This window comes from Streptomyces sp. NPDC016469 (genome assembly GCF_040632905.1).
GTDB lineage: Bacteria > Actinomycetota > Actinomycetes > Streptomycetales > Streptomycetaceae > Streptomyces.
Window position 1 is genome coordinate 80,927 of record NZ_JBEYCQ010000002.1, and the last position, 22,510, is coordinate 103,436.

Annotated in this window: 20 protein-coding genes; 10 read left to right on the forward strand and 10 right to left on the reverse strand. The window is 73.0% G+C overall.

The genetic code is table 11. From position 1 onward, the window contains the following. Positions 1–16: 16 nt before the first annotated feature. Both ABZ565_RS02370 and ABZ565_RS02375 read right to left on the reverse strand, forming a co-directional pair. The gene (locus ABZ565_RS02370; protein ID WP_361019484.1) at positions 17–595 is read right to left on the reverse strand and encodes an isochorismatase family protein; all 579 of its coding nucleotides are present in this window, start codon (positions 593–595) and stop codon (positions 17–19) included. 51 nt (positions 596–646) lie between these two features. Further along, positions 647–1,048, reverse strand: a complete 402-nt coding sequence (locus ABZ565_RS02375) for a DUF4259 domain-containing protein (protein WP_361019487.1) — start codon at positions 1,046–1,048, stop codon at positions 647–649. A gap of 180 nt (positions 1,049–1,228) precedes the next feature. On the opposite strand from ABZ565_RS02375, the gene lon reads away from it, so the two are divergent. Beyond that, entirely contained in the window at positions 1,229–3,643 is a 2,415-nt protein-coding gene (lon, locus tag ABZ565_RS02380; RefSeq protein WP_361019490.1) for an endopeptidase La, read from the forward strand. A 53-nt stretch (positions 3,644–3,696) separates the two neighbouring features. Here lon and ABZ565_RS02385 read toward each other — a convergent pair whose 3' ends face one another. Together ABZ565_RS02385 and ABZ565_RS02390 are read right to left on the reverse strand one after the other, a co-directional pair. After that, positions 3,697–4,377, reverse strand: a complete 681-nt coding sequence (locus ABZ565_RS02385) for a polysaccharide deacetylase family protein (protein ID WP_361020021.1) — start codon at positions 4,375–4,377, stop codon at positions 3,697–3,699. A gap of 247 nt (positions 4,378–4,624) precedes the next feature. Beyond that, positions 4,625–5,467, reverse strand: coding sequence for a lysozyme (locus ABZ565_RS02390; protein ID WP_361019493.1), 843 nt, complete (start codon positions 5,465–5,467; stop codon positions 4,625–4,627). Between the two features lie 239 nt (positions 5,468–5,706). Between ABZ565_RS02390 and ABZ565_RS02395 the strand changes: the two genes are divergently transcribed. Next, positions 5,707–6,189, forward strand: a complete 483-nt coding sequence (locus tag ABZ565_RS02395; RefSeq protein ID WP_073963965.1) for a MarR family transcriptional regulator — start codon at positions 5,707–5,709, stop codon at positions 6,187–6,189. 34 nt (positions 6,190–6,223) lie between these two features. On the opposite strand, the gene ABZ565_RS02400 is transcribed toward ABZ565_RS02395, so the two are convergent. Further along, a complete protein-coding gene (locus tag ABZ565_RS02400) occupies positions 6,224–7,006 on the reverse strand; it encodes a protein phosphatase 2C domain-containing protein (RefSeq protein ID WP_361019496.1) in 783 nt (260 codons plus the stop codon). 364 nt (positions 7,007–7,370) lie between these two features. Between ABZ565_RS02400 and ABZ565_RS02405 the strand changes: the two genes are divergently transcribed. The 5 genes from ABZ565_RS02405 to ABZ565_RS02425 are packed head-to-tail and all read left to right on the forward strand — an operon-like array spanning position 7,371 to position 13,097. Continuing rightward, positions 7,371–10,304: a nitrate- and nitrite sensing domain-containing protein gene (locus ABZ565_RS02405; protein WP_361019498.1), complete on the forward strand. Its 2,934-nt coding sequence runs from the start codon at positions 7,371–7,373 to the stop codon at positions 10,302–10,304. Next, the gene (locus ABZ565_RS02410) at positions 10,301–10,783 is read left to right on the forward strand and encodes a roadblock/LC7 domain-containing protein (protein WP_361019501.1); all 483 of its coding nucleotides are present in this window, start codon (positions 10,301–10,303) and stop codon (positions 10,781–10,783) included. Before ABZ565_RS02405 ends, ABZ565_RS02410 begins: the two co-directional genes overlap by 4 nt. Beyond that, positions 10,780–11,196: a DUF742 domain-containing protein gene (locus tag ABZ565_RS02415; RefSeq protein ID WP_361019504.1), complete on the forward strand. Its 417-nt coding sequence runs from the start codon at positions 10,780–10,782 to the stop codon at positions 11,194–11,196. Before ABZ565_RS02410 ends, ABZ565_RS02415 begins: the two co-directional genes overlap by 4 nt. Next, positions 11,177–11,824: an ATP/GTP-binding protein gene (locus tag ABZ565_RS02420; protein ID WP_361019507.1), complete on the forward strand. Its 648-nt coding sequence runs from the start codon at positions 11,177–11,179 to the stop codon at positions 11,822–11,824. Before ABZ565_RS02415 ends, ABZ565_RS02420 begins: the two co-directional genes overlap by 20 nt. 31 nt (positions 11,825–11,855) lie before the next feature. Further along, on the forward strand, positions 11,856–13,097 hold the full coding sequence (locus ABZ565_RS02425; protein WP_361019510.1) for a styrene monooxygenase/indole monooxygenase family protein: 1,242 nt from the start codon (positions 11,856–11,858) through the stop codon (positions 13,095–13,097). A 25-nt stretch (positions 13,098–13,122) separates the two neighbouring features. Here ABZ565_RS02425 and ABZ565_RS02430 read toward each other — a convergent pair whose 3' ends face one another. The 5 genes from ABZ565_RS02430 to ABZ565_RS02450 form a co-directional block, all read right to left on the reverse strand. Further along, positions 13,123–14,280 (reverse strand): C40 family peptidase, encoded by a 1,158-nt coding sequence (locus ABZ565_RS02430; RefSeq protein ID WP_361019513.1) that lies wholly within the window; start codon positions 14,278–14,280, stop codon positions 13,123–13,125. Positions 14,281–14,451: 171 nt separating this feature from the next. Continuing rightward, positions 14,452–17,142 carry a PQQ-binding-like beta-propeller repeat protein gene (locus ABZ565_RS02435; RefSeq protein ID WP_361019516.1) on the reverse strand — a complete coding sequence of 897 codons (2,691 nt, stop codon included), beginning with the start codon at positions 17,140–17,142 and terminating at the stop codon, positions 14,452–14,454. Between the two features lie 51 nt (positions 17,143–17,193). Beyond that, entirely contained in the window at positions 17,194–17,484 is a 291-nt protein-coding gene (locus ABZ565_RS02440; protein ID WP_361019519.1) for a hypothetical protein, read from the reverse strand. A gap of 55 nt (positions 17,485–17,539) precedes the next feature. Further along, the gene (locus ABZ565_RS02445; protein ID WP_361019522.1) at positions 17,540–18,292 is read right to left on the reverse strand and encodes a TetR/AcrR family transcriptional regulator; all 753 of its coding nucleotides are present in this window, start codon (positions 18,290–18,292) and stop codon (positions 17,540–17,542) included. 26 nt (positions 18,293–18,318) lie between these two features. Then, complete coding sequence (locus tag ABZ565_RS02450; RefSeq protein WP_361019525.1) at positions 18,319–19,254, reverse strand: diiron oxygenase; 936 nt, start codon at positions 19,252–19,254, stop codon at positions 18,319–18,321. 177 nt (positions 19,255–19,431) lie between these two features. Here ABZ565_RS02450 and ABZ565_RS02455 point away from each other — a divergent pair, with 177 nt between their 5' ends. The 3 genes from ABZ565_RS02455 to ABZ565_RS02465 are packed head-to-tail and all read left to right on the forward strand — an operon-like array spanning position 19,432 to position 22,499. Further along, on the forward strand, positions 19,432–20,550 hold the full coding sequence (locus ABZ565_RS02455; protein ID WP_361019528.1) for a ferritin-like domain-containing protein: 1,119 nt from the start codon (positions 19,432–19,434) through the stop codon (positions 20,548–20,550). Next, the gene (locus ABZ565_RS02460) at positions 20,534–21,577 is read left to right on the forward strand and encodes a protein kinase family protein (protein ID WP_361019531.1); all 1,044 of its coding nucleotides are present in this window, start codon (positions 20,534–20,536) and stop codon (positions 21,575–21,577) included. The genes ABZ565_RS02455 and ABZ565_RS02460 overlap by 17 nt, the downstream gene beginning before the upstream one ends. Before the next feature lie 55 nt (positions 21,578–21,632). Continuing rightward, positions 21,633–22,499, forward strand: a complete 867-nt coding sequence (locus tag ABZ565_RS02465) for a hypothetical protein (RefSeq protein ID WP_361019534.1) — start codon at positions 21,633–21,635, stop codon at positions 22,497–22,499. Positions 22,500–22,510: the final 11 nt, after the last annotated feature.

The following is a 22,510-nucleotide window of genomic DNA, read 5'->3' on the forward strand; positions in this document are numbered from 1 at the left end:
CGGGGCACCGCCCGGTTCACGCGCCCGGCGGCGCCGTGAACCGTACGGCCGAGGCGGGCGCGGTGACGTCCGCGTCCGCGCTGATCGCCCAGGCGGCGACCCGGGAGACGACGGCGGCGGGCACCGCCGGGCTGATCCCGGGGGCGGCCGGGACGTCATGCGTGGCGTGGGCGTCGTGCGGGAGGACGACCCGGTAGCCCAGCTCCAGGGCGGTGCGGGCCGTCGCCTGGACGCACATCTCCGACATGACGCCGCAGACCGCCAGCGCCCCGACGCCCGCCTCGGTCAGGACGGCGCCCAGGGGCGTGCCGGCGAAGCCGTCGTCCCGGGTCTTGCGGATCACGGATTCCCGGGGCCCCGCCACGACGGGCAGATGCAGCGCCCAGCCCGGGGTGTACGGCTCGTCGCCCGCGCCGGGCGCGCCGTCGTTCTGGAGATGGACGACGACCGCGCCCGCCCGCCGGGCCCGCGCCAGCAGCCCGGCCGTCCGGTCCAGCAGCACACCGGCCGCGGGCACGGCCCCCGGACCGGCCACCCCGTCCTTCTGTACGTCCACGACGATCAGGGCCTGCACGGGGCGCGGGGTCTCGGTCATGCGGCCATCCTGTCCGGCGCGGGGCCGGGGCTCCACGGGATATCCGGTCGCTCAGGCCCGGGGCATAAGGGCGCCGCGCAGCTGGTTGACCCCGGTGTGCCAGGGCCCGTTCTCCGCTTCCTCCCAGAGCTCCAGCGCCTCGGACGGTTCGGTCAGGACCCGGTCCAGGGCCCGGAGCGCGAGCTCGCGCAGGCCGGTCAGGTCCGGAAGGGGCTCGTCCGGCCCGTACGCGGAGTCGGCGGGGGCACCCCCGGGGCACTGCGCCGCGACCAGGGCGGCCGCCGCTATCGCCTCGTTCGCCACGTCCGAGTCCAGGTAGCCCGTGGTGCCCGCCGTCCCGGCCAGCGCGGCCCGGACCATCCCCTCGCGCGCCTCCGGCGCGGCTTCGTCGAGACCGCCGCACCAGTCGGCGGCGGTGTCGTTGTCGAAGGGGCCCACGTCCCACGCACCCATATGTCTCTCCCTGACGAGTCGGTCTCCACGCATCGTGACAGGCGCCACTGACAACGGCTCCGGAGCGCCCGTCCCGGTGTGCGACGGCTGATCGCTCAGAGCGAACAACGGTTGGGGAACATCGCAGGGCTCATAAGCATTGAGCCGGTATAGCTCAACTTGACTGCCGAAGGGGAGATCATGGCTACTGAGTCCAACGCCGTCACACCGCTCACCCTGCCCGTGCTGCCGCTTGACGACGAGGTCGTGCTGCCGGGAATGGTGGTGCCGCTGGACCTGTCGGACACCGAGGTGCGCGCCGCCGTCGAGGCCGCGCAGGCCGCCGCCCGGGAGGGCGGGGGCAAGCCCGAGGTGCTGCTGGTCCCGCGCATCGACGGGACGTACACCGGGATCGGTGTCCGAGGCACCGTCGAGCAGGTGGGGCGGCTCTCCGACGGTGACCCGGGCGCCCTCATCCGGGGCCGCGGCCGGGTCCGCATCGGAGCGGGCACCAGCGGCCCCGGCGCCGCGCTCTGGGTGGAAGGGGTCCGGGTGGACGACTCCGTCCCCGACCCCCTGCCCGGGGCCGTCGCCGAGCTGGTCAAGGAGTACAAGGCGCTCGCCACCAGCTGGCTGAAGAAGCGCGGCGCCTGGCAGGTCGTGGACCGGGTCCAGCAGATCGAGGGCGTCTCCGCGCTCGCCGACAACTCGGGTTACTCGCCCTTCCTCACCACCGCCCAGAAGGTCCGCCTGCTGGAGACCGCCGACCCGGTCGCCCGGCTGAAGCTCGCCATCCAGTGGCTGGGCGAACACCTCGCCGAGCAGGACGTCGCGGAGTCCATCGCCAAGGACGTCCAGGAGGGCGTGGACAAGCAGCAGCGCGAGTTCCTGCTGCGGCGCCAGCTCGACGCCGTACGCAAGGAGCTCTCCGAGCTCAACGGCGACCCGGAGGACGAGTCCGACGACTACCGGGCCCGGGTCGAGGCCGCCGATCTGCCCGAGCACGTCCGCGAGGCGGCGCTCAAGGAGGTCGACAAGCTGGAGCGCGCCTCCGACCAGAGCCCCGAGGGCTCCTGGATCAGGACCTGGCTCGACACCGTCCTCGAACTGCCGTGGACCGAGCGCACCGAGGACGCGTACGACATCAAGGGCGCCCAGGAGATCCTGGACGCCGAGCACGCGGGCCTCCAGGACGTGAAGGAGCGGATCACCGAATACCTGGCGGTCCGCAAGCGGCGGGCCGACCGCGGGCTCGGCGTCGTCGGCGGGCGGCGGGGCGGCGCGGTGCTGGCCCTCGTCGGACCGCCCGGCGTCGGCAAGACCTCGCTCGGGGAGTCCGTGGCGCACGCCATGGGCCGAAAGTTCGTCCGCGTCGCGCTCGGCGGTGTCCGGGACGAGGCGGAGATCCGCGGCCACCGGCGTACGTACGTCGGGGCGCTGCCCGGGCGCATCGTGCGCGCCATCAAGGAGGCCGGCTCCATGAACCCGGTCGTCCTCCTGGACGAGATCGACAAGGTGGGATCCGACTTCCGGGGCGACCCGGCCGCCGCCCTCCTCGAAGTGCTCGACCCCGCGCAGAACCACACCTTCCGCGACCACTACCTGGAGGTCGAGCTCGACCTCAGCGACGTCGTCTTCCTGGCCACCGCCAACGTCCTGGAGGCCATCCCGGAGGCGCTGCTCGACCGCATGGAGCTGGTCAGGCTCGACGGCTACACCGAGGACGAGAAGGTCGTCATCGCCCGCGACCACCTGCTCCCGCGCCAGCTGGAGCGGGCCGGCCTGGAGAAGGACGAGGTCGCGCTGGACGAACCGGCGCTGCGCAAGCTGGCCGGCGAGTACACCCGCGAGGCCGGCGTGCGGAACCTGGAGCGCGCCGTCGCCCGGCTGCTGCGCAAGGTCGCGGCCCAGAGCGAACTGGGCGACCGCGAGCTGCCGTTCACGGTGGGCGCGGACGACCTGCGCGGTCTCATCGGCCGCCCGCACCACGTGCCCGAGTCCGCCCAGGACCCGGCCGAGCGCCGCACGTCGGTGCCGGGCGTGGCGACCGGGCTCGCGGTGACCGGGGCGGGCGGGGACGTCCTCTTCGTGGAGGCGTCGCTCGCCGACCCGGAGACCGGGGCGTCCGGGCTGACCCTCACCGGTCAGCTGGGGGACGTCATGAAGGAGTCCGCGCAGATCGCGCTGAGCTTCCTCCGGTCGCACGGCGCGGAGCTGGAGCTGCCGGTCGCGGACCTCAAGGACCGGGGCGTGCACATCCACTTCCCGGCGGGCGCGGTCCCCAAGGACGGCCCGAGCGCGGGCATCACGATGACGGCCGCGCTGGCCTCGCTGCTCTCCGGCCGGCTGGTCCGCACGGATGTGGCGATGACCGGTGAGGTCTCGCTGACCGGGCGGGTGCTGCCGATCGGCGGCCTGAAGCAGAAGCTCCTGGCCGCGCACCGGGCGGGCGTCACCACCGTGGTGATCCCCAAGCGGAACGAGGCGGACCTGGACGACGTCCCGGCCGAGGTCCTGGAGACGCTGGAGGTCCACCCGGTCACCGACGTCCGCCAGGTCCTGGAGATCGCCCTCGCCCCGGCCACGGCGGAACGCAGGATTCCGGCCGCGGCGTAGCCGCACGGACGCGGAACGGCCCGGGAGGCGGGCCGTTCCGCGTACCGCTGTGCCTACGGGCGGTAGATCGTGCCCGGGATGGGCTCGGCGGGGGCCATCAGCTGGGGGACCGTCACGAAGGTGTAGCCCTGCTTCTTCAGCGTGTCGATGATCCCGGGCACGGCGGGCACGGTGCCCTTGTAGATGTCGTGCAGCAGGATGATGCCGTCCTTGCTCGCCTGGTCGACTATCCGCTTCCTGATCAGCGCGGAGTCGGTCGTCGAGTAGTCCTTGGCGGTGGCGCTCCACAGGATCTGGGAGAGCCCGAGGTCCTTGCAGATGCCGGAGATCGTGTCGTCGGTGCGGCCCTGCGGCGGGCGCATCAGCCGGGGCTTCTTGCCGGTGATCTCCGCGATCGCGTTCTGCGTCTTCTCCAGCTCGGCGCGTATCTCGGCCGGCTTCCGGTCGGTCAGGATCTTGTGCGACCAGGTGTGGTTGGCGATCTCGTGGCCCTCGGCCGCGAGGCGCCGCACGGTGTCCGGGTGCTTCTTGACGTGGTTCCTGCCGAGCAGGAAGAAGGTCGCGTGGACCTTCTTCTCCTTGAGGATGTCCAGCAGGCGGGGCGTGTCCTCGGCCGGGCCCGCGTCGAAGGTCAGGGCGATGCACTTGGCCTTGCGGCAGTCCACCGGACCCATCGGCCCCTTGGCGTCCGAGGCGGCGTCGTCGCGGGCCGAGCCGGGCGCGGTGGTCTCCATCGTGCAGCCGCTCAGCGTCAGCGTGAGCGCTGTCACAAGAGCGACGGCCAACCCCGTACCGATCGACTTCCTCTTACTGGGCACGGCGTGCCACTCCCTCTGGTGCACGGGCGCACTGGTGTGCGACCTGGAGCGGCGACTATACCTGTGATGTATACACATGGTTCATAGTGGGGTGGCCCGGACGCGACGAAGCCCGGCGACGGGGTGCGTCACCGGGCTTCGGCGTAAGGGGAGGCTGTCGCCGCTAGCCGTTGGCGAGTGCCTGTACGCGGTCGAGGGCGCCGTTGAAGTGGTTGTGGTCGCCCACCGTCGGGCCGGAGGACGTGTACTGCCAGATCGTGTAGAAGCCCCAGCCGGCCGGGAGCGTGCCGACCGTGGTGTTGTACCGGGCCACCCACAGCGGGTTGGTCGTTCCGAAGCTCGCGTTGTTGCCCGTGCAGGACTGCCACCAGCTGGTCGCGGTGTAGATCACCGCGTCGCGTCCGGTGCGCGCCTTGTACGTGTTCACGAAGTCACGGATCCACGAGACCATCTGGGCCGCGGTCTTGCCGTAGCACTGGGCGCCGTACGGGTTCCACTCGATGTCGAGCACGCCCGGCAGGGTCTTGCCGTCCCTGGACCAGCCGCCCCCGTGGTCCACGAAGTAGTTGGCCTGGGTGGCGCCGCTCGTGGTGTCGGGCGTGGCGAAGTGGTAGGCGCCGCGGATCATCCCGACGTTGTACGAGCCGTTGTACTGCTGCGCGAAGTAGGGGTTGGTGTAGTACGTCCCCTCGGTGGCCTTGGTGTAGGCCCACTTCACACCGCTGTTCCAGAGCGTGGACCAGGCGACGTTGCCCTGGTGGCTGCTGACGTCCACGCCCTCGGTCTGGGTGGCGGTGGAGCCGACGGGCAGGCCGCCCTTGCCGTCGTGGGCGACGACGCCCATGCCCATGGTGGCGGTGCCGCGCGCGGGCGCTGTGGGGTCGCCGCCCGCCGCGTTCGACGCGCCGGGGAGTGCGATGAGGAGGGAGAGGGCTGCGAGCAGAGTGCCGGCCGCGGCGAAGCGCGAGCGGCGGGACTTCTTGGAGCCGGATCTGTGCACGGGCATTGCGTGCCTCCGAGACCTCGGTGGGGGGATCTGCTGACCCGGGAGGCGCCGCGCGGCGACCCCGGAGCATGCCGTGGCGTGAACATGCCATGCATGACGCTACGCACGTAGACCCGTGCTGCGGAAGGGGGCCTGGGCGGCGCCGTTGGTCTACTCCTGCGAAATACTGGCGGAGCTGCGGTGATGGCCGACGGCGGAAGAAACTTTCATCTGCGGGAAAGCTCTTGAGGGGAGTTGACGTGCACGGGAGCGAAAGCGGACGTGAACCCGGCGCTACCGGAGGAAGTGGTGTGGACCACGAATTCCTCGCCCTGGAGCTGGAGTTGGCCGTCTTTCTGCGCCGGGCGCGGGCCAATTCCGGCGAGATGGCGCGCGAGGTGCACCCCGAACTGGAGGCCGCCGCCTACGGCCTCTTCGTACGCCTGGAATCCGCCGGGCGGCAGCGGGCCACCGATCTCGCCGCCTACTTCGGCGTCGGCAAGGCCACCATGAGCCGGCAGCTCCGCGCCCTGGAAGCGCTCGGCCTGGTGGCGCGCGAGCCCGATCCGGCCGACGGGCGCGCGTTTCTCGTCCACCTCACCGAGGAAGGGCTCGCCCGCTTCCGGAGCGTCCGCGACGCCCGCCGCGACCGCTACGTCCGCAAGCTGGCCGACTGGGACCGCGCCGAGGTCGCGGAACTCGCCCGCCTGCTGCACCAGCTGAACGCCCGCGCCGAGGACTGAGATCCGACACGGGCGCACGGAGGGCCGAGATCCGTCACAGACGTACGTACGCGGCCGTCGCGTCGTCGTGGGTCTTGCCCCGGAGGTGTTCACGCTCCGTGTCCGCGTCCTCCAGGGCGCGGACCCGGTCGATCAGCGCCTGCGGGCCCTCCTCCGCCAGGACCGCCAGGCACGCCGCCCAGTCGCCCTCGCCGAACATCTCCGTCCAGCGGCTCGCCCCGTCCGTCATCACGGCCAGGGCCCGCACCTCGGCGCGCGGCGTCCGCCCGGTGACCGCGCGCTCCGCCACGGCCGGGTCGGCGGCGGCCGTGAAGAAGCCGCCCTCCTTGTTGCGCGCCCGGGCGTCGGCCACCGCCTCCGAGACCAGGAACTCCCTGGGCAGCCGGTCGAGCCGGTCGTCCAGCACCGCGCGGACGCCCCCGGCGGGCGATTCGAGGAGCAGCACCGAATCGGACAGCACCAGGTGCTCCACCTCGGCCTCGTCCCAGCGCACCACGACGACGGTTGCCTGCGGCGTACGCACGTGAGAAAGGTCACAGGTCGAACGGTGGGCGTCCGCGGTGCGCCGGATGGACTCCGCGAGGATCTCCCGCAAGGTCAGATCCCGCCGCGAACCGGACAGTTCGACCAGCGCACCGCCCAGCCGGGCCGTGAACCACGGAACCGGATGCACACAACCGGCGTCGCCCTTGGGCGGGGTCACGCCGTCGAGCAGCACCAGCCCTCCGCCCCGACCGGAAGCGGGGAGGACCGAGGCCGTCCAGTCCTCGTTCGGGCGGTCCGGAGCGCCGGGGGCGGTCGCGAGTTCGATACGCATCGGGCCAGTCTGCACGATGCCTTCACCGCGCCTGCACGGCATCGCGGTTGGTGTGTACCAGCAGGTCAGAAGGTCGGCCGACACGGAAGGAATCACTCCGCCCGGACGTGCGGGCGGGCATCTTGCCAAAGCCCGCGCGGAAGTTCCAGCCGGTGTCCGCGCATGGCGCCGGGGCCCGCTGGGGAGACTTGTTCGCCAACTCGGGAGTGATGTTCACTCGTTCGTGTGGCGGAGCGGTTGATGCGCGCCCCCTCCTGAAAAGCACTGGAATGGTCGGGAGCCGTACCAGGGGGCGGGACGCTCGTTCATGTGACCGCGCGTCACCTCTGCTTCAAGGGCGGACGAGTCGAGATTGCGAGCACCGGTGCAGAAGAAGCGGCCTCGGAGCAAGGGCGGCAGCAACAGCGGTTCCGAGGCGGCGCCGACGATCCCGGCCGAGGGCGGTCGTCGCGTGCGCGTCCGCAGCCGGCTGGTCGCGGGCGTCGCCGTCGTCGGGATCACCGTCATAGCGGCGGGGACACCGGCCGTGCTCGCCGCCTCGTCCGACCTCACCGACTCGCAGCACCTGGTCACCCTCGCCGAGCTGAACCAGCAGGCGATCTCCCTGGCCCACTCCCTCGCCGACGAGCGCGACGAGGTCACCGTCTACATCGCGGGCGGCCGTGAGGGCGAGCCCGGCAGCCGGGGCGCCCGCGTCGACCAGCGGGTGGACGAGATCCGGGAGACGGCCCCGGCCGACCTCCTGCGCGACCTGTCCACCATCCCGTCCCTGCGCCGCGACGCGATCAGCGGCAAGGACACGGCCCTGGAGGCCCACCAGGCGTACTCCGAGGTCATCGCCAAACTCCACGGCATCGCCGACGAGCTCGCCCGCAGCACCCCGCCGCGCGCCTCCGACGCCACCCGCACCCCGCAGGAGCTCGGCCGGGCCACCGAGGAGGCCTCCGCCGCCCGGGGGCTGCTCCTCGCCGCGCTCGCCGTGCCCCGCCCGGAGCCGGCCCCGCCGCGCATCGACCCGTTCACCGGGCTGCCCGTCCAGGGCGAGGACGAGGGCGAGACCAAGGAGGACCGCACCCGGGACGAGCTGAGCGCCGCCGCCCAGCGGGCCCGGGTCGGCGAACTCTCCGCACTCGCGGCCTTCGACCAGTCCGCCGGCGCCACCGCCCGCGACAAGCTGGCCTCCACCGTCACCGGGCCGGAGGTCAACAGCGCCGAGAAGTACCTCGCCGAGCTGACCGACCGCCCCGAACTGTCCGACTCCGACCTGAAGGTCAGCGACAAGAAGGTCGCCGCGGCCCTCGCGGCCCGGGTCGACCGGATGCGCTCGGTGGAGTCCGCGCTCGGCACCACCCAGGTCCAGCGCCTCGAACAGCTCCGCGACGACGACGTCACCGCCCTCGAACTGCGCATCGCGCTCCTCGGCGGCTGCCTGCTCGTCGCGATCGCCGTCTCCACCGCCGTCGCCCGCACCCTCACCCAGCCGCTCGCCGTGCTCCGGATCGGCGCCGCCCGGCTCGCCGCCGAACCCGCCACCGCCGAACCGGTCCGCTACACCGGCCGCAACGACGAGTTCGCCCAGACCGTCCGCTCCATCAACGCCCTGCACGGCCGCCTGCGGGAGCTGCTCCAGGAGTTCGACGGGCGCTTCGCGCACCTGGAGACCGAGCGCGCCGAACTGCTCGCCGGACGCGAGGCCCTCACGGTGCAGCGCGCCGAGCTCCAGGTGCGCGCGGCGGACCTGACGGCCCAGCTGGAGAAGCTGAAGAACACCGTCCACCACACCTTCGTCAACCTCTCGCTGCGCACCCTCGGTTTGGTCGAGCGGCAGCTCGGCGTCATCGAGTCCCTGGAGGAGCGCGAGCAGGACCCGGAACGGCTCGGCACCCTCTTCAAGCTCGACCACATGGCCACGGTCATGCGCCGCCACAGCGAGAACATGCTGGTCCTCGCGGGCGCGGACCACGGCCACGGTCACCCGGGACCGATCCCGCTGGTCGACGTCCTGCGCGCGGCCGTCAGCGAGATCGAGCGGTACGAGCGGGTCACCATCCAGTCCCTGCCGCCGCACGCCCAGGTCGCCGGCTTCGCCGCGGACGACCTCAGCCACCTGGTCGCCGAGCTTTTGGAGAACGCCACCTCGTTCTCGCCGCCCGACTCCCCCGTCCAGCTCTCCGGCTGGCTCCTGGAGAGCGGGGAGGTGATGCTCTCCGTCCAGGACGAGGGCATCGGCATGTCGTCCGTACGGATGGGCGAGCTCAACACCCGCCTGGCCGACCCGGCACTCTTCGAGGCCGGCGAGCAGAACGCCGACGGGGCCGGGCTCGGCCTCCAGGTCACCTCGCTGCTCGCCGCCCGGCACGGCGTACGCGTGGAGCTGCGCGAGCAGAAGGGGAGCGGGGTGACCGCGGTCGTCGTTCTCCCCGAGGCCCTGCTGCCCAAGGCCCTTCCGGCCGCGACGCCCCCGCCCGTCACCGCCCCGGGCGACGCGCCCGCGCTCAACCTGCCGGGCTCGGTGGCCGAGGCCAACTCCAACACCCTGCCGGGGCGCTCCGCGCCGACCTCCGACGACCCGATGATCGCGGCGGCGGAACGGGCCCTCGCGGGGGCGGGGACGGCGAAGCCGCCTGTGACTCCCGAGGCGCCGGTGACCCCTGAGGCTCCGGTGGCCCCTGAGACCCCCGAAGCGCGGGAGACCCCCGAGGCGTCAGCGCCCGAAGAGCCCGCGGAGACCCCCGAGGCGTCCGCGTCCGACGAGCCCGCAGAGGCCCCCGAGCCCGAGCCCGCCCCCGAGCCGGAGCCCGCCCCCGCGCCCGCCCCCGGGCCCGCCGACGAGAACGAGTCCGAGCGCACCCTCCAGGTCCGCCTGCCCCGCCCCCCGCAGACGCAGGACGCCACCGCCGCCGGCCCGTACGCCATCGGCCCCGACCGCCACGAGCGCGCCGCCGACGAAGCCCCGGCCGCCGAGCCCCCCGCGACCGAGCCCCCCGCGGACACCGTCCCCGCCCCCCGTAAGCCCGCAGGGGAGGCCGTCACCGGCAAGGGGCTGCCCAAGCGGACGCCCAAGGTGGTCCGGCCCGCCGGGGCGCCCGTCGCCGAGCGGCGGGGGAGCGTCGACAAGGAGGCCCTGCGGCGCAGGCTCGGCGGCTTCCAGCAGGGGGCCAGGGACGGCCGCCGCGACGTCGAGGCCGAAATCGCCGAGGGCGCCGGCCCCACACGTACCGAGCACGCCGAGCCGGCAGGCCGTAGCGACGGCCGGACCGGAGAGACGGGGGACACAGTCGAGGAGGCACGCAGTTGACTGCGCCCAGCACATTCGGGCTGAGCACCGAGGCCCGGAACCTGCACTGGTTGCTGAGCAATCTCGTGGAGGAGGTGCCAGGGGTCCACTCGGTCACCGTCGTCTCGTCCGACGGGCTGATGCTGCTGTCCTCCGACCCCGGCCACCACGAGGCCGCCGAGCCCGCGGCCCCGCAGAGCGGACCGCGCGGTTCCAGCGCCGACCTGGCGACCATCGTCTCCGGCATCGGCAGCCTCACCGTCGGCGCCGCGAAGCTGATGGACGGCGGCGGTGTGAAACAGACCATGGTCGCCATGGAGGAGGGCAGCGTCTTCGTCATGTCGATCAGCGACGGCTCGCTGCTCGGGGTGCACGCCGCCCCCGACTGCGACATGGGCGTCATCGCGTACCACATGGCGCTGTTCGTCGGCCGCGCCGGACACGTACTCACCCCCGAACTCCGCAGTGAGCTGCGCAAATCGATGGAGAGCGCCCAGTGAGCCACGCCGCAGCCGGACCCGCCCGCAAACTGCCCGTCCGGGGGGCCGGCAAACGGCCCGCGCGGGTCCGCCCGTACTCGCTCACCGGCGGCCGCACCCGCTTCGGACACGTCCTGCTGGTCGAGACGTTCGTCGCCGCGCTGGAGGCCCCCGACGAGCGCCGCGAACTCACCAACGGCAACCTGGCGACCCGTCTGATGCCGGAGCTGAGGGCCATCGTCGAGCTCTGCCGCCGGATGCGTACCGTCGCGGAGATCTCGGCGCTGCTGAAGATGCCGCTCGGCGTGGTCCGGGTGCTGCTCAGCGACTTGGCCGACCAGGGAAAGATCCGCGTGTACGGGACCGGGCACGGCACCGGCCAGCCCGACCGCGCACTGCTCGAAAGGGTGCTCGATGGACTCCGCCGTCTCTGAGTCGCTGTTCGCACCGCGGCAGCCGGGCCCGGAGGACCGGCCCGAGGAGAAGCTCCAGCCCTGGCAGCTGGACCGCACCCGGGCCCCGATCGCCACCAAGATCGTCGTCGCGGGTGGCTTCGGCGTCGGCAAGACCACGTTCGTGACCGCGGTCTCCGAGATCACCCCGTTGCAGACCGAGGCCATGATGACCCGGGCCAGCGAGGACACCGACGACCTCAGCGCCACCCCGGACAAGGCCACCACGACCGTCGCCATGGACTTCGGCCGGCTCACGCTGGACGACGACCTCGTGCTGTACGTGTTCGGCACGCCGGGCCAGCAGCGGTTCTGGTTCATGTGGGACGACCTGGTGCGCGGCGCGATCGGTGCCGTCGTCATGGCCGACACCCGCCGCCTCGCCGACTGCTTCCCCGCCCTCGACTACTTCGAGAGCTGCGGGCTGCCGTACATCGTGGCCGTCAACCACTTCGAGGGGACGCCGGGCTTCGAGGCCGAGGACGTCCGGGAGGCCCTGACCGTACCGGCGCACGTGCCCGTAGTGATCATGGACGCGCGCAACCGGATCACGGTGGTCGAATCCCTGCTGGCCCTCGTCGGCCACGCCCTCGACGCCACCCCCGCGTAGCCCCCTCAGCACCACACAACGGAGAACCGCGATGCGGAAGATACTGATAGTCGGAGCCGGTCAGTCCGGGCTCCAGCTCGCCCTGGGACTTCAGTCCAAGGGGTACGAGGTCACCCTGATGTCCAACCGCACGGCCGACGAGATCCGCTCCGGGCGGGTCATGTCCACGCAGTGCATGTTCCACACCGCGCTCCAGCACGAGCGGGACCTCCAGCTCAACTTCTGGGAGTCCCAGGCCCCGCGCATCGAAGGGCTCGGCGTCTCGGTCGCCGCCCCCGACTCCTCGCGGGCCGTCGACTGGGTCGGCAAGCTCGACGGATACGCACAGTCCGTGGACCAGCGCGTGAAGATGGCCGGCTGGATGGACACCTTCGCCCAGCGCGGCGGACAGCTCGTCATCCACGGCGCGGCCGTCTCCGACCTGGACTACTTCTCCCGCACCTACGACCTGGTGCTGGTCGCGGCCGGCAAGGGCGAGCTGGTCTCGATGTTCGGCCGGGACGCCTCCCGTTCGCCGTTCGACGCCCCGCAGCGCGCGCTGGCCGTCGCGTACGTCCACGGCATGGGCCCGCGCCCGGAGCACCCGGACTTCGACGCGGTCCGCTGCAACCTGGTCCCGGGCGTCGGCGAGCTCTTCGTGATGCCGACCCTGACCACGTCCGGCCGCGCCGACATCCTGTTCTGGGAGGGCGTCCCGGGCGGGCCGCTCGACGCGTTCCAGGGCATCAAGGACCCCTCCGAGCACCTGGCGAAGACCCTGGAGCTGATGGAGACCTTCACCCCCTGGGAGTACGCCCGCGCCACCAAGGTCGAGCTGACCGACGCCAACGGCACCCTCGCCGGCCGCTACGCCCCCACCGTCCGCAAGCCGGTCGGCCGGCTGCCCGGCGGCGGCCTGGTGCTCGGCGTCGCGGACGTGGTCGTCGCCAACGACCCGATCACCGGCCAGGGCTCCAACTCGGCGTCCAAGTGCGCCGCCGCCTACCTCGACTCGATCGTGGAGCACGGCGACCGCGCGTTCGACGAGGCGTGGATGCAGGCCACGTTCGACCGGTACTGGGACACCGCCCAGCACGTCACCAAGTGGACCAACGCCATGCTCGGCGTCCCGCCGGAGCACGTGCTGAACCTGATCGGCGCCGCCGGGCAGCTCCAGCCGGTCGCGGACCGCTTCGCCAACGGCTTCAACGACCCGGCCGACTTCGAGAACTTCTTCTTCGAGCCGGAGAAGGCGGACGCCTACCTCGCCTCGGTGGCGGGCCGGGCCGCCTGACCGTGCCGCCCTCCGGCCCCGGGCGTCACGCGCCCGGGGCCGAGGAGGCGCCGTACCCCTCGTCCGAGCCGTCCGCAGCCCCCTCGGGCAGCTCCGGGCCCTCGTACGAGGCCAGCGGCGTGCTGTCCGGGTCGGGCCGGACCGCGCCCAGCACCGGGTTGGACGCCACGGGCGAGACCTTCACGCGGGTGCCGGGCCGGGGCGCCTGCACCACCAGGCCGTTGCCGATGTACAGCGCCACATGGGTCGCCTGCGGGAAGTAGACCACCAGGTCGCCCGGGCGCAGCGCGTTCATCGGGATCCTGGTCAGCTGCCGCCACTGCTCCTGCGAGGTGCGCGGGATGACGCGGCCGGCGCTCGCCCACGCCCGCGAGGTGAGCCCGGAGCAGTCGAACGAACCCGGCCCCTCCGCCCCCCACACGTACGGCTTGCCGATCTGGCGGACCGCGTACCGGACGGCCTCGCCGCCCTGGGCGGTCGGCGGCCGGGACGAGGAGAGCGCGCCGGAGGCGACCAGGGCGCTCTGGGCCCGGTCCGTGTTCTTCCGCTCCAGGCCGGAGACCTCGGCGAGCTGGTCCGCGGAGAGCGTGGCGAGCCTCGCCTCCACCTGTTTCAGCCTGGTCCGTACGGTGTCGCGCTCCTTCTTCTTCCGCGCGGTCAGGGTCCGCTGCTCGGCGAGCACCTTGCGGGACTCCTTCGCCAGCTCGTCGGCCCGCTTCTCGGCCGCGCCGAGCCGCCGCACGGCCGCCGCCCGCCCGGCGGCGAGGCGCTGGATGACCTGGCCCTGGGTCAGGGCGGCCTCGGGGTCGCGCATCAGCAGCAGCCGCAGATAGGCGGAGAGCTCCGACCGGCCCTGGTACTGCTCGCGGGCCAGCTGTCCGGCGGCGTCCCGGCCCTTGGCCAGCGAGCGCCGTGCGGTGACGAGGGCCGCGTCGAGCTTCTTCGCCTTCGCGGCCCGCTTCTTCAGCTCGGCCGTCGTGCCGTTGTAGGTCTCGGTGGCCTCTTCGGCCTGCTGGTAGAGGCGCTGCAACTCGGTCAGCAGCCCGGCGACCCCGCCGGCCGGTGTGCCGGAGGACCCGCCCGCGCCGGGTGAGGGGGCCGCTACGGCGGTGGCCGGAGAGATCACGACGACGGCGGCCAGGGCCGCCGTACCGAGGGAACGCACCAGGGTGCCCGACGACACGACATCACCTCCGGAACCGGGGTGAATCGTGCGACTACCCCATGAGTGAGCGCAATGCGTCCATACGCTCACGCGTGCGACGGGGCGATGCAAGAACCCACGGCCGTGGCGGCCCCCGCCGCCTTCCGGATTCGCCCGGAAGGCGGCGGGCGGTGGGCCGGGCGGGTGCCGTCAGGCGACCGGGAACGCGTACACCGTGCGGCCGCGCCGGACGATCGCCGTCTTGTCGTACGCCAGTACCTGGTAGCCCGCCTTGACGGCCTCGCCGTCCGGGGCCTGGTTGCCGATGTCCTGGAACTTCCAGAGGCGCTTGCCGTCGGCGGCGGAGAAGGCGGTGACCTGGCCGGGGTCGGCGGCGAGCACCGTGCTGCCCGAGCCGCTGACGGAGACCACGGGAGCCTTGTCGCCCGCCGCCTCGGTGGACCGGCGCCACTTCGGCTTCCCGGTCTTGGGGTCGAGCGCCCCCACTTCCTGGTTGCGGTTCGTGGTGTACAGCAGGTCACCCGAGGGGAGGGACGCCCCGAAGACGGAGCCGCGGGTGCCCTTCAGCGTCCACTTCGCCTTGCCGGCCGGCGTCTCGAAGGCGCGCAGATTGGGGCCGTCCGCCGCGTAGATGGTGCCCTCCTCGTCGCCGACGGCCGCTCCGTCGAGGGCGACGTTCCCGAACCTGCGGCTCCACTGCGCCTTGCCGGTCTCACGGTCGAAGCTGCGGAAGACGCCCTTCTTCTTCGCGGCCTTCAGGGCGGCCGGGGCGAGCGTCCGGGAGTCCTGCCGTACGACGATGGCGTCCGGCCGGACCGCGATCAGCCGGAAGACGGGCGCGATCGGGCCCCGGCCGCTGGGCACCGGGGTCCGCCACAGCTCCTTGCGCTGCACGATGTCGTAGCCGAACAGGTAGGACTTGACGACCTGCCTGTCCTTGCCGGGCTTCTCACCCTTCTTCGGCTTCGGAGCCTTCACCGTGGTCTTGTGCGACCCCGTGAACCAGATGACCGACCCGGCCGAACCGACGAGCGTACGGACCGAGAGGTCCGGTGCGTCCTTGAAGCCGTCGGCGTACGCCACCCGGTGGGCGACCTTGCCGTCCTTCGCCGACAGCCACAGGAACTCCGACGGACCCGCGACGAAGCACAGGTCGTCCCCCGCCGCCAGGGCGGCCTGTCCCTTGGCTCCGTCGGCGTTCTCCCAGAGCCGGCGGCCGGTGCGCAGGTCGACGGCGCTCGCATGGCTCTCGTCGGTGAGGACCAGCAGACGGTTCTTCACGAGGGCGGCGGTGAGGGGCATCGGCTCGGACGCCGGGTGGTTGTAGATCCAGCGCGGCGTCGGGGCGACCCCCGCGACGCTGGGCCCGCCGGATGTCGGGCCCGGCTTGGGGTCCGGGCCGGGCTCGTCGTCGCCCGAGGTCAGCGCGTACAGCGTCCCGCCGCCGACCAGCAGCCCGGCCACGCCGCCCACCGCCCCGAACAGCAGCCCGCGCCGGCTGGGCCCGGACCGCCGGGGCTCGGCGGGCGGGGCGATGTTCGGGACGGGCGCGGGCGGCAGCGGCATGGGGGCGGGCTGGGGAGCCTGCTGCTGGTACGGCGGCTGCGGGTACCCGTAGGCGGACTGGTCCGGCCACGGAGCGGGCTCCCCCTGCTGGACGGGCGGGCCGGGCTGCCCGATCGCCCCGAGCTGCGTGGTGTGGGTGTCCGGGACGGCTGCGGACGCGTCCGGGACCGTGCCGCCCCCGGCGGCCGTCGGCTGCTGCCACTCGGGTACCGGCGTCGCCCGGTGCTGCGGCGGCACGGCGTCCTGTATGTCGGGCTCGGGCGCGGGCCGGGGCGCGACGGCGTCCCAGACGTCCCCGTACGACTTCGGGGGATTCGCACCCCGGGCGCCCGAGGGGTTCTCGTCGGACACCGGATACTGATCGGACACGGGGTTCTCCACAGACGCGTTCTTCATGGACACAGAATTCTCGGGCGCGGCGGCCGGCCGCCCGGCCCGGACGCCCTGCCCGGCCACCGCCGCCGCCACCCCCTCCGGCAGCCAGCCGCCCGCCGCCAGGGCGGCCGCGCCCTCCAGGGCGAGTTCGGCGGCCACCATGCCCGCCGTGGGGCGGTCGGCCGGGTCCTTCGCCAGGCAGCGGGCGATCAGGCCGCGCAACTCGTCGGGGACCCCGGCGAGTTCGGGGGCGGCCTGCGCGATGCGGTCGGCGGCCTCGGCCGGGGGACCGTCGGCCAGCGGGGTCGTCCCGGTCGCCGCGTAGGCGAGCAGCAGACCGAGCACGAAGAGGTCGGAGGCCGGGCCCGCCTCCTCGCCCGCGAGCTGTTCCGGGGTCAGATAGCCGAGCCGTACGGAGAGCCGGCCGCCGGGGCCCGCCGACGCCTCGGCCGCCGCGCCCAACGGGCCGAAGGCGGTGAGCCGGGGGCCGTCCTCGGCGAGCAGCACGGTCGAGGGCGCGAGGCCGTGCAGCACGGCGCCCGTGGCGTGGACCCGGGACAGCGTCTCGGCGATGCCGGCGCCCAGTATCCGCACGGCGCGCCCGGGCAGCGGTCCGGCGGCCTCTATGGCCTCGGCCAGGGTGAGCGCGGGGACGTACGCCGCCGCGGTCCACGGCGCCTCGGACCCGTCCGTGCGGGTCTCCAGCGGCTCGTCGACCCAGCCTCCGGCGAGCCGGCCGGCGAGGCGCGCCTCCGCGTCGAAGCGGTGGCGGAAGGCGGGCGAGGCGGCCAGCTCCGGCCGGGCGGCGGTGACCACCACGAGTTCGCCGGGGTCCGTACCGTGCGCGAGGTACTGCACCGCGGCGGCGGTCTCGCGCAAGCGGGCCAGCACGGTGTACGGCCCGAAGCGGCGTGGCTCGTCCTGACGCGGCGCCTCCATGGCGCATCCCCCCTTGTGACCGTCCCGTCCCCAGGGACCAGACGATCGATCCTAGTGGGGCGGTTCCTGCCGTCCACCGCCCGGCTTCGACCACGGCCACCGGGGCCGGTTCCGCTCGCGCCCCCCGGGGGCGTATGCGTAGATCCACCCCCGCTGGATGCCGAGCCGCTTCGTGTGACCGGCCGGGGCCCTGCGGTACGCGTGCACCGTGGGCGGTCCGCCGGCCGCGTCCGGGACCGGGACCTCGTACCACTTGGGCGGGTGGCCGGTCGCGCCGGTGAGGACGGGCAGGACCCGGCCGTCCAGCGGGCCGCCGACGAAGGCGGTGTTCTCGCTTCTCACCGGGCCAGTCTGACCGATCGGACCGACCGGTCCCGAACGGGCGGCGCCGACCCGCTCAATCCGGCGGCAGCAGATGCGCGGCGACGCGTGTCAGCGGGGCCAGCCGGTCCACCAGCCGCCCGGCCGGGCCCTCCACGGTCTCCAGCGGGAGCAGCGCGGCCACAGCGGCCGCGGTCTGCGGGTCCGAGGCCGAGGTCACGCCCAGCAGGCCGATGAACTGGTCCACCAGCCAGTCGCGCAGCTCGGCCGCGTCCGGCCGCTTGCCCTCGTCCAGCCAGATCAGCGAGGCCGCCTCCACCGCCGCGATCCAGGTGCGCACCATCATGCTCATCCGGGGCGCGGGTTCGCTGTGCTCGTCGCGGCCCAGGTGCAGCAGGATCTGCTCGGCCGCCGCGCGCCGCACCTCGTCCACGATGGTGGTCGTCCGGGACGTCTCGGCGACGCTGCCGCCCCGGAGCAGGGCGCTGAAACCGGCGTCGTGCTCGTCCACGAAGGCCAGGTAGCGGTCGAGGACGCGGGTCACCCGCTCGGTCGGCGGGCCCTCGGCGGGCTCGGCGAAGCACAGCTTCAGCTGCTCGGCGGCCGAGCGGAGCGCCGCCTCGTACAACTGCTGCCGGCCGCCCGGGAAGTAGCGGTACACCAGCGGGCGCGACACCCCGGCCACCGTCGCGACCTCGTCCAGCGAGACCTCGTCGGGGGGGCGGTGCGCGAAGAGCGTGAGCGCCGCGCCGAGCAGCTGGGTGCGGCGCTCCTCGACGCTGAGTCTTCGGTACGCGCGGCCGGGCGGCGCGGCGGCGGCAGGGGTCATGGCCCCCAGACTAAGGGCTGCCATCGTCAGGCCAGCAGGCCCGAGCTCTTCCAGAGCCTGCGCCCCACGCCGTTCAGGACGCCGATGTCCTCGAAGAAGTCGGTCAGCCGCTTGGCGCCCGTCTGCATGACCTCCGTCCGGTGTCCGCTGGCCTTCACCTGGGCGACCGCCTCGTGGCGGTTCAGTCCCACGTTCTCGTAGACCTGCGGGTTGATGAAGCAGACGGAGAAGACGCGGGCGGCCTGTCCGCAGCTGACGCGGGCCAGTTCGCGTTCCCAGCGGGGCGCGGTCACCATCTGGCGGCGCAGCTCCTCGCGGGCGTAGCGGACGTGCCGCGCCTCCTCGATGACGTGGATGCGGGTCACGCCGCGCACCAGGGGCTGGACGCGCTCGTCGGGGAAGGTCAGCCGCTGCATCCAGTCGAGGATCTCCTCGCCGAGGAGCGTCCCGGCGAACGAACCGGGCGTCGTGGAGACGCTCTTCAGGACGCGCGCCATGTTGTGGTACCGGCGCGGCACGGTGTACGTGGGCCCGCCGCCCCAGGTGATCATGCGGCCGAACATCATCGAGTGCCGGCACTCGTCGGCTATCTCGGTGAGCGCGTAGCGGACGTGGTTGCTGGTCGGGGGCTTGTCGTAGACGTGCCGCACGAGCAGCTGCATGAGGATGATCTCGAACCAGATGCCGAGCGAGGCGAGCGAGGCGGCCTCGTGCCGGGCCAGTTCCTGCCGCTGGTCGTGGGACATCCGCTTCCACAGCGGGGTGTCGTAGAGCGAGACCAGCTCGGGCGGCCAGAACCACTTGCCGTCCTCCGGCAGTACGTCCCAGTCGAGCTCCTTGTCCGGGTCGAAGGAGTGCTTGGCGGACGCCTCCAGGAGCCGTTCGGCGATCTGCTCGCGGCCGCGCAGCGGGCCGAGTGCGTCGCGGAGCGTCTGCAGGTCGCTTTCGGTCACGGTCGTCATCGAGGAGGCACCTCACCCATGGGTTACCGACGGTCACTCACTATGAGACTGCTTGTCAGCAAGGCCGTCAATCCCCTGTGCCCGACTTGTTGACCGCGCGTCTACCAACGTGTGAACCTGCCAACTGAGCGGGGAGCCCGCCGACTTCCCGGCAGTCGCGAGGCGAAGGAGCCGTCCGTGTCGACCCACGACCTCTACACCACCGCCCCCGAGGAACCGCTGTGGACCGTGCCGGCGACCGGCGCCGCCCGCTTCAGCTGGGACTACGACGACGGCCGCGAGCGCCTTCTCGCCCTGTACCAGAAGGGCAAGGACAAGCAGTGGGACGGCAACAAGCGCATCGACTGGAGCCTGGAGGTCGACCCCGCCGACCCGCTCGGCACCCCCGACGAGGCCCTGACCCTGTACGGCACCCCGCACTGGGCGCGGATGACCGAGAAGGACCGGGGCGAGCTGCGCAAGCACTACACCTCCTGGCAGTTCAGCCAGTTCCTGCACGGCGAGCAGGGCGCGATGATCTGCGCCGCCCGCATCGTGGAGGCCGTGCCCGACCTGGACGCCAAGTTCTACTCCGCGACCCAGGCCATGGACGAGGCCCGGCACGCGGAGATCTACGGCCGGTTCCTGCACGAGAAGATAGGGATGCTCTACCCGGTCAACAACAGCCTGCAGGGCCTGCTCGGCGACACCCTGCGCGACTCCCGCTGGGACATGCCCTACCTGGGCATGCAGGTCCTCATCGAGGGCCTGGCGCTGGCCGCGTTCGGCATGATCCGGGACACCACGACCCGGCCGCTGCCCAAGCAGATCCTGGCGTACGTGATGCAGGACGAGGCCCGCCACGTGGCCTTCGGACGGATGGCGCTGCGCGACTACTACAAGCAGCTCAGCGACGCGGAACGGCGCGAGCGCGAGGAGTTCGTCATCGAGGGCTGCTACCTGATGCGCGACCGGCTCAGCGGGGTCGAGGTCCTGGAGAACTTCGGCATCGGCAAGCAGGAGGCGAAGGACCTCTCGGAGCACTCCGAATTCCTCCAGCTCTTCCGTAAGCTGCTGTTCAGTCGCATCGTCCCGTGCGTCAAGGACATCGGCCTGTGGGGCGAACGGCTCCAGAAGGCGTACGTCGACATGGGCGTCCTCGAACTCGGCGACTCCAACCTCGACCTGCTCATGGCCCAGGACGAGGAGATCGCCGAACAGCTGGACCAGGACCGCTTCGAGACGGAGGAGCGGGCGAGGGTGGCGGAGGTGGCCGAGGCGATCGCACAGGGCGGGGAGGATGGAGCAGAGGTCTGACGGCGGCCGCGCGGCCGTCCACGCGGCGGTCGCCACCCGGCTCGCCCTGCTGAGCGACCGCCGCCTCGGCCGGGAGGTCGCCGCGGCCGCCCCGCTGGGTTCCGGCATGGGCGGCAGGGCGGCCGAGCTGGACGTCGACGGCACCCGCGTCTTCGTGAAGCGGGTGCCCCTCACCGACCTCGAACTGCGCCCGGAACACGTCCGGTCCACGGCCAACCTCTTCGGGCTGCCGGTGTTCTACCAGTACGGGATCGGCTCGGCCGGGTTCGGCGCGTGGCGGGAACTGGCCGCGCACATCCTCACCACGCACTGGGTCCTCGGCGGCGCCCACCCGGACTTCCCGCTGATGTACCACTGGCGGGTCCTGCCCGACACCCCGCCGCAGGGGTACGTGGACGAGTTCGGCGGCATCGACGGCGCCGTGGCCCACTGGGAGGGCCACCCCGCCGTGCGCACCAGGCTGGAGGCCATCGGCCGGTCCACCGCGAGCCTGGTCCTCTTCCTGGAACACGTACCGCACACCCTGGGGTCCTGGCTGGCCGAACGCCGCGCCGCCGCCGCGCGGGGCGGCGAGGCCCCGCCGTACGCCCGGATCGACGCGGCCCTGGAGCGTGGCGCGGACTTCATGAGCGCACATGGGTTCGTGCATTTCGACGCCCACTTCCGCAACGTCCTGACCGACGGCCGGTCGGTCCGCTTCGCCGACTTCGGCCTGGCGCTCAGCTCCGCGTTCGAACTCTCCGCCGAGGAGTCCGCGTTCCTGGCCGCCCACCTCGCGTACGACCGCCACTACGTCGCCGGCCACCTGCTGCGCCACCACCTGTCCGACGAGGTGTACGACGCCCCCTTCCTCCGCGCCTGGCTCACGGGCACCCGCCCCGCCGCCGTACCCCCCGAAGCCGCCACACTCCTGGACCGCCACGCCCCGGCAGCCCTCGCCCTGGACGCCTTCCACCACCGCCTGCTGACGGAGAGCCGACGCACCCCGTACCCCTCCGCCGCGATCGAGGGGGCGGCGGGGCGGTGATCCTGAGCGGGCCGCACCGGGAGGCGTGGCGGGCCCATGCCGTAGCTTGGGCGCCATGAGCATGCCCCCGCCGCCGCAGGGCCCTTACGGTGCACCCCAGGGCCCCTACGGCCCGCCGCAGCCCCAGCCGAATCCGTACGCCCAGCAGCAGCCCTGGGGAGCCCCGCAGGGCGCCGCGCCCCCGCCGTGGGGGGCTCCGCCCGGCGGGCCCGGGTTCCCGCCGGGCCGGCGGACCCGGCCCGGGGTGATCGCGGCGGTCGTCGTGGGAGCGCTCCTGGTGGCGGGCGGCGTCGTCTTCGGCGTCGTGCAGCTGGGGGACAAGGCCGACGACAAGCTGCCGGTGTCCGGCGGGTCCGGCGGGTCCGGCGGGTCCGGCGGGTCCGACGGGTTCCCGGCGGCCGAGTACAAGCTCACCGTGCCGAAGACGCTGCTGGAGGGCGAGTACACCCTTCAGGAGGACACCTCGGCGACGGACGGCAAGGACATCGAGGACACCTACGACCCGTCCGTCCGCGACCCCAGGGCCGTCGTCACGCAGTACACGTCGAAGGACGGCGGGACGCTGGTCGTCTCCGGGATGTGGGGCCGCATCAAGAAGCCCGAGTTCTCCCGCGACACGATCCTCAAGGGGGCCGCCGAGGCCGAGGGGATGACCGTGGCGGTGCCGGCGCGGGAGTTCACGCCCGCGGGCTACGGGATCACCGTCGCCTGCGAGGTCGTCCGCTCCGAGGACGGGGGCATCACCAGCACCCTGCCCATGTGCGCCTGGGGCGACGACAACACCGCGTCCTTCGTCGCCGTCATCACCGAGGAGACCGCGCTCCAGGACCCCGGCGAGGTCGACCTCGCCGAGGCGGCGCGCCAGGCCGCCCAGGTCCGCAAGGAGATGCGCGAGCCGATCGGGACCGGGGCGGCCGGCTGACCGGCCGGGCG

Coding starts and splice junctions, on each gene's coding strand:
- ABZ565_RS02370 (WP_361019484.1), bottom strand. CDS start 595: ATGACCGAGACCCCGCGCCCCGTGCAGGCCCTGATCGTCGTGGACGTA.
- ABZ565_RS02375 (WP_361019487.1), bottom strand. CDS start 1,048: ATGGGTGCGTGGGACGTGGGCCCCTTCGACAACGACACCGCCGCCGAC.
- lon (WP_361019490.1), top strand. CDS start 1,229: ATGGCTACTGAGTCCAACGCCGTCACACCGCTCACCCTGCCCGTGCTG.
- ABZ565_RS02385 (WP_361020021.1), bottom strand. CDS start 4,377: ATGGAGACCACCGCGCCCGGCTCGGCCCGCGACGACGCCGCCTCGGAC.
- ABZ565_RS02390 (WP_361019493.1), bottom strand. CDS start 5,467: ATGCCCGTGCACAGATCCGGCTCCAAGAAGTCCCGCCGCTCGCGCTTC.
- ABZ565_RS02400 (WP_361019496.1), bottom strand. CDS start 7,006: ATGCGTATCGAACTCGCGACCGCCCCCGGCGCTCCGGACCGCCCGAAC.
- ABZ565_RS02420 (WP_361019507.1), top strand. CDS start 11,177: ATGGACTCCGCCGTCTCTGAGTCGCTGTTCGCACCGCGGCAGCCGGGC.
- ABZ565_RS02425 (WP_361019510.1), top strand. CDS start 11,856: ATGCGGAAGATACTGATAGTCGGAGCCGGTCAGTCCGGGCTCCAGCTC.
- ABZ565_RS02435 (WP_361019516.1), bottom strand. CDS start 17,142: ATGGAGGCGCCGCGTCAGGACGAGCCACGCCGCTTCGGGCCGTACACC.
- ABZ565_RS02445 (WP_361019522.1), bottom strand. CDS start 18,292: ATGACCCCTGCCGCCGCCGCGCCGCCCGGCCGCGCGTACCGAAGACTC.
- ABZ565_RS02450 (WP_361019525.1), bottom strand. CDS start 19,254: ATGACGACCGTGACCGAAAGCGACCTGCAGACGCTCCGCGACGCACTC.
- ABZ565_RS02460 (WP_361019531.1), top strand. CDS start 20,534: ATGGAGCAGAGGTCTGACGGCGGCCGCGCGGCCGTCCACGCGGCGGTC.
- ABZ565_RS02465 (WP_361019534.1), top strand. CDS start 21,633: ATGAGCATGCCCCCGCCGCCGCAGGGCCCTTACGGTGCACCCCAGGGC.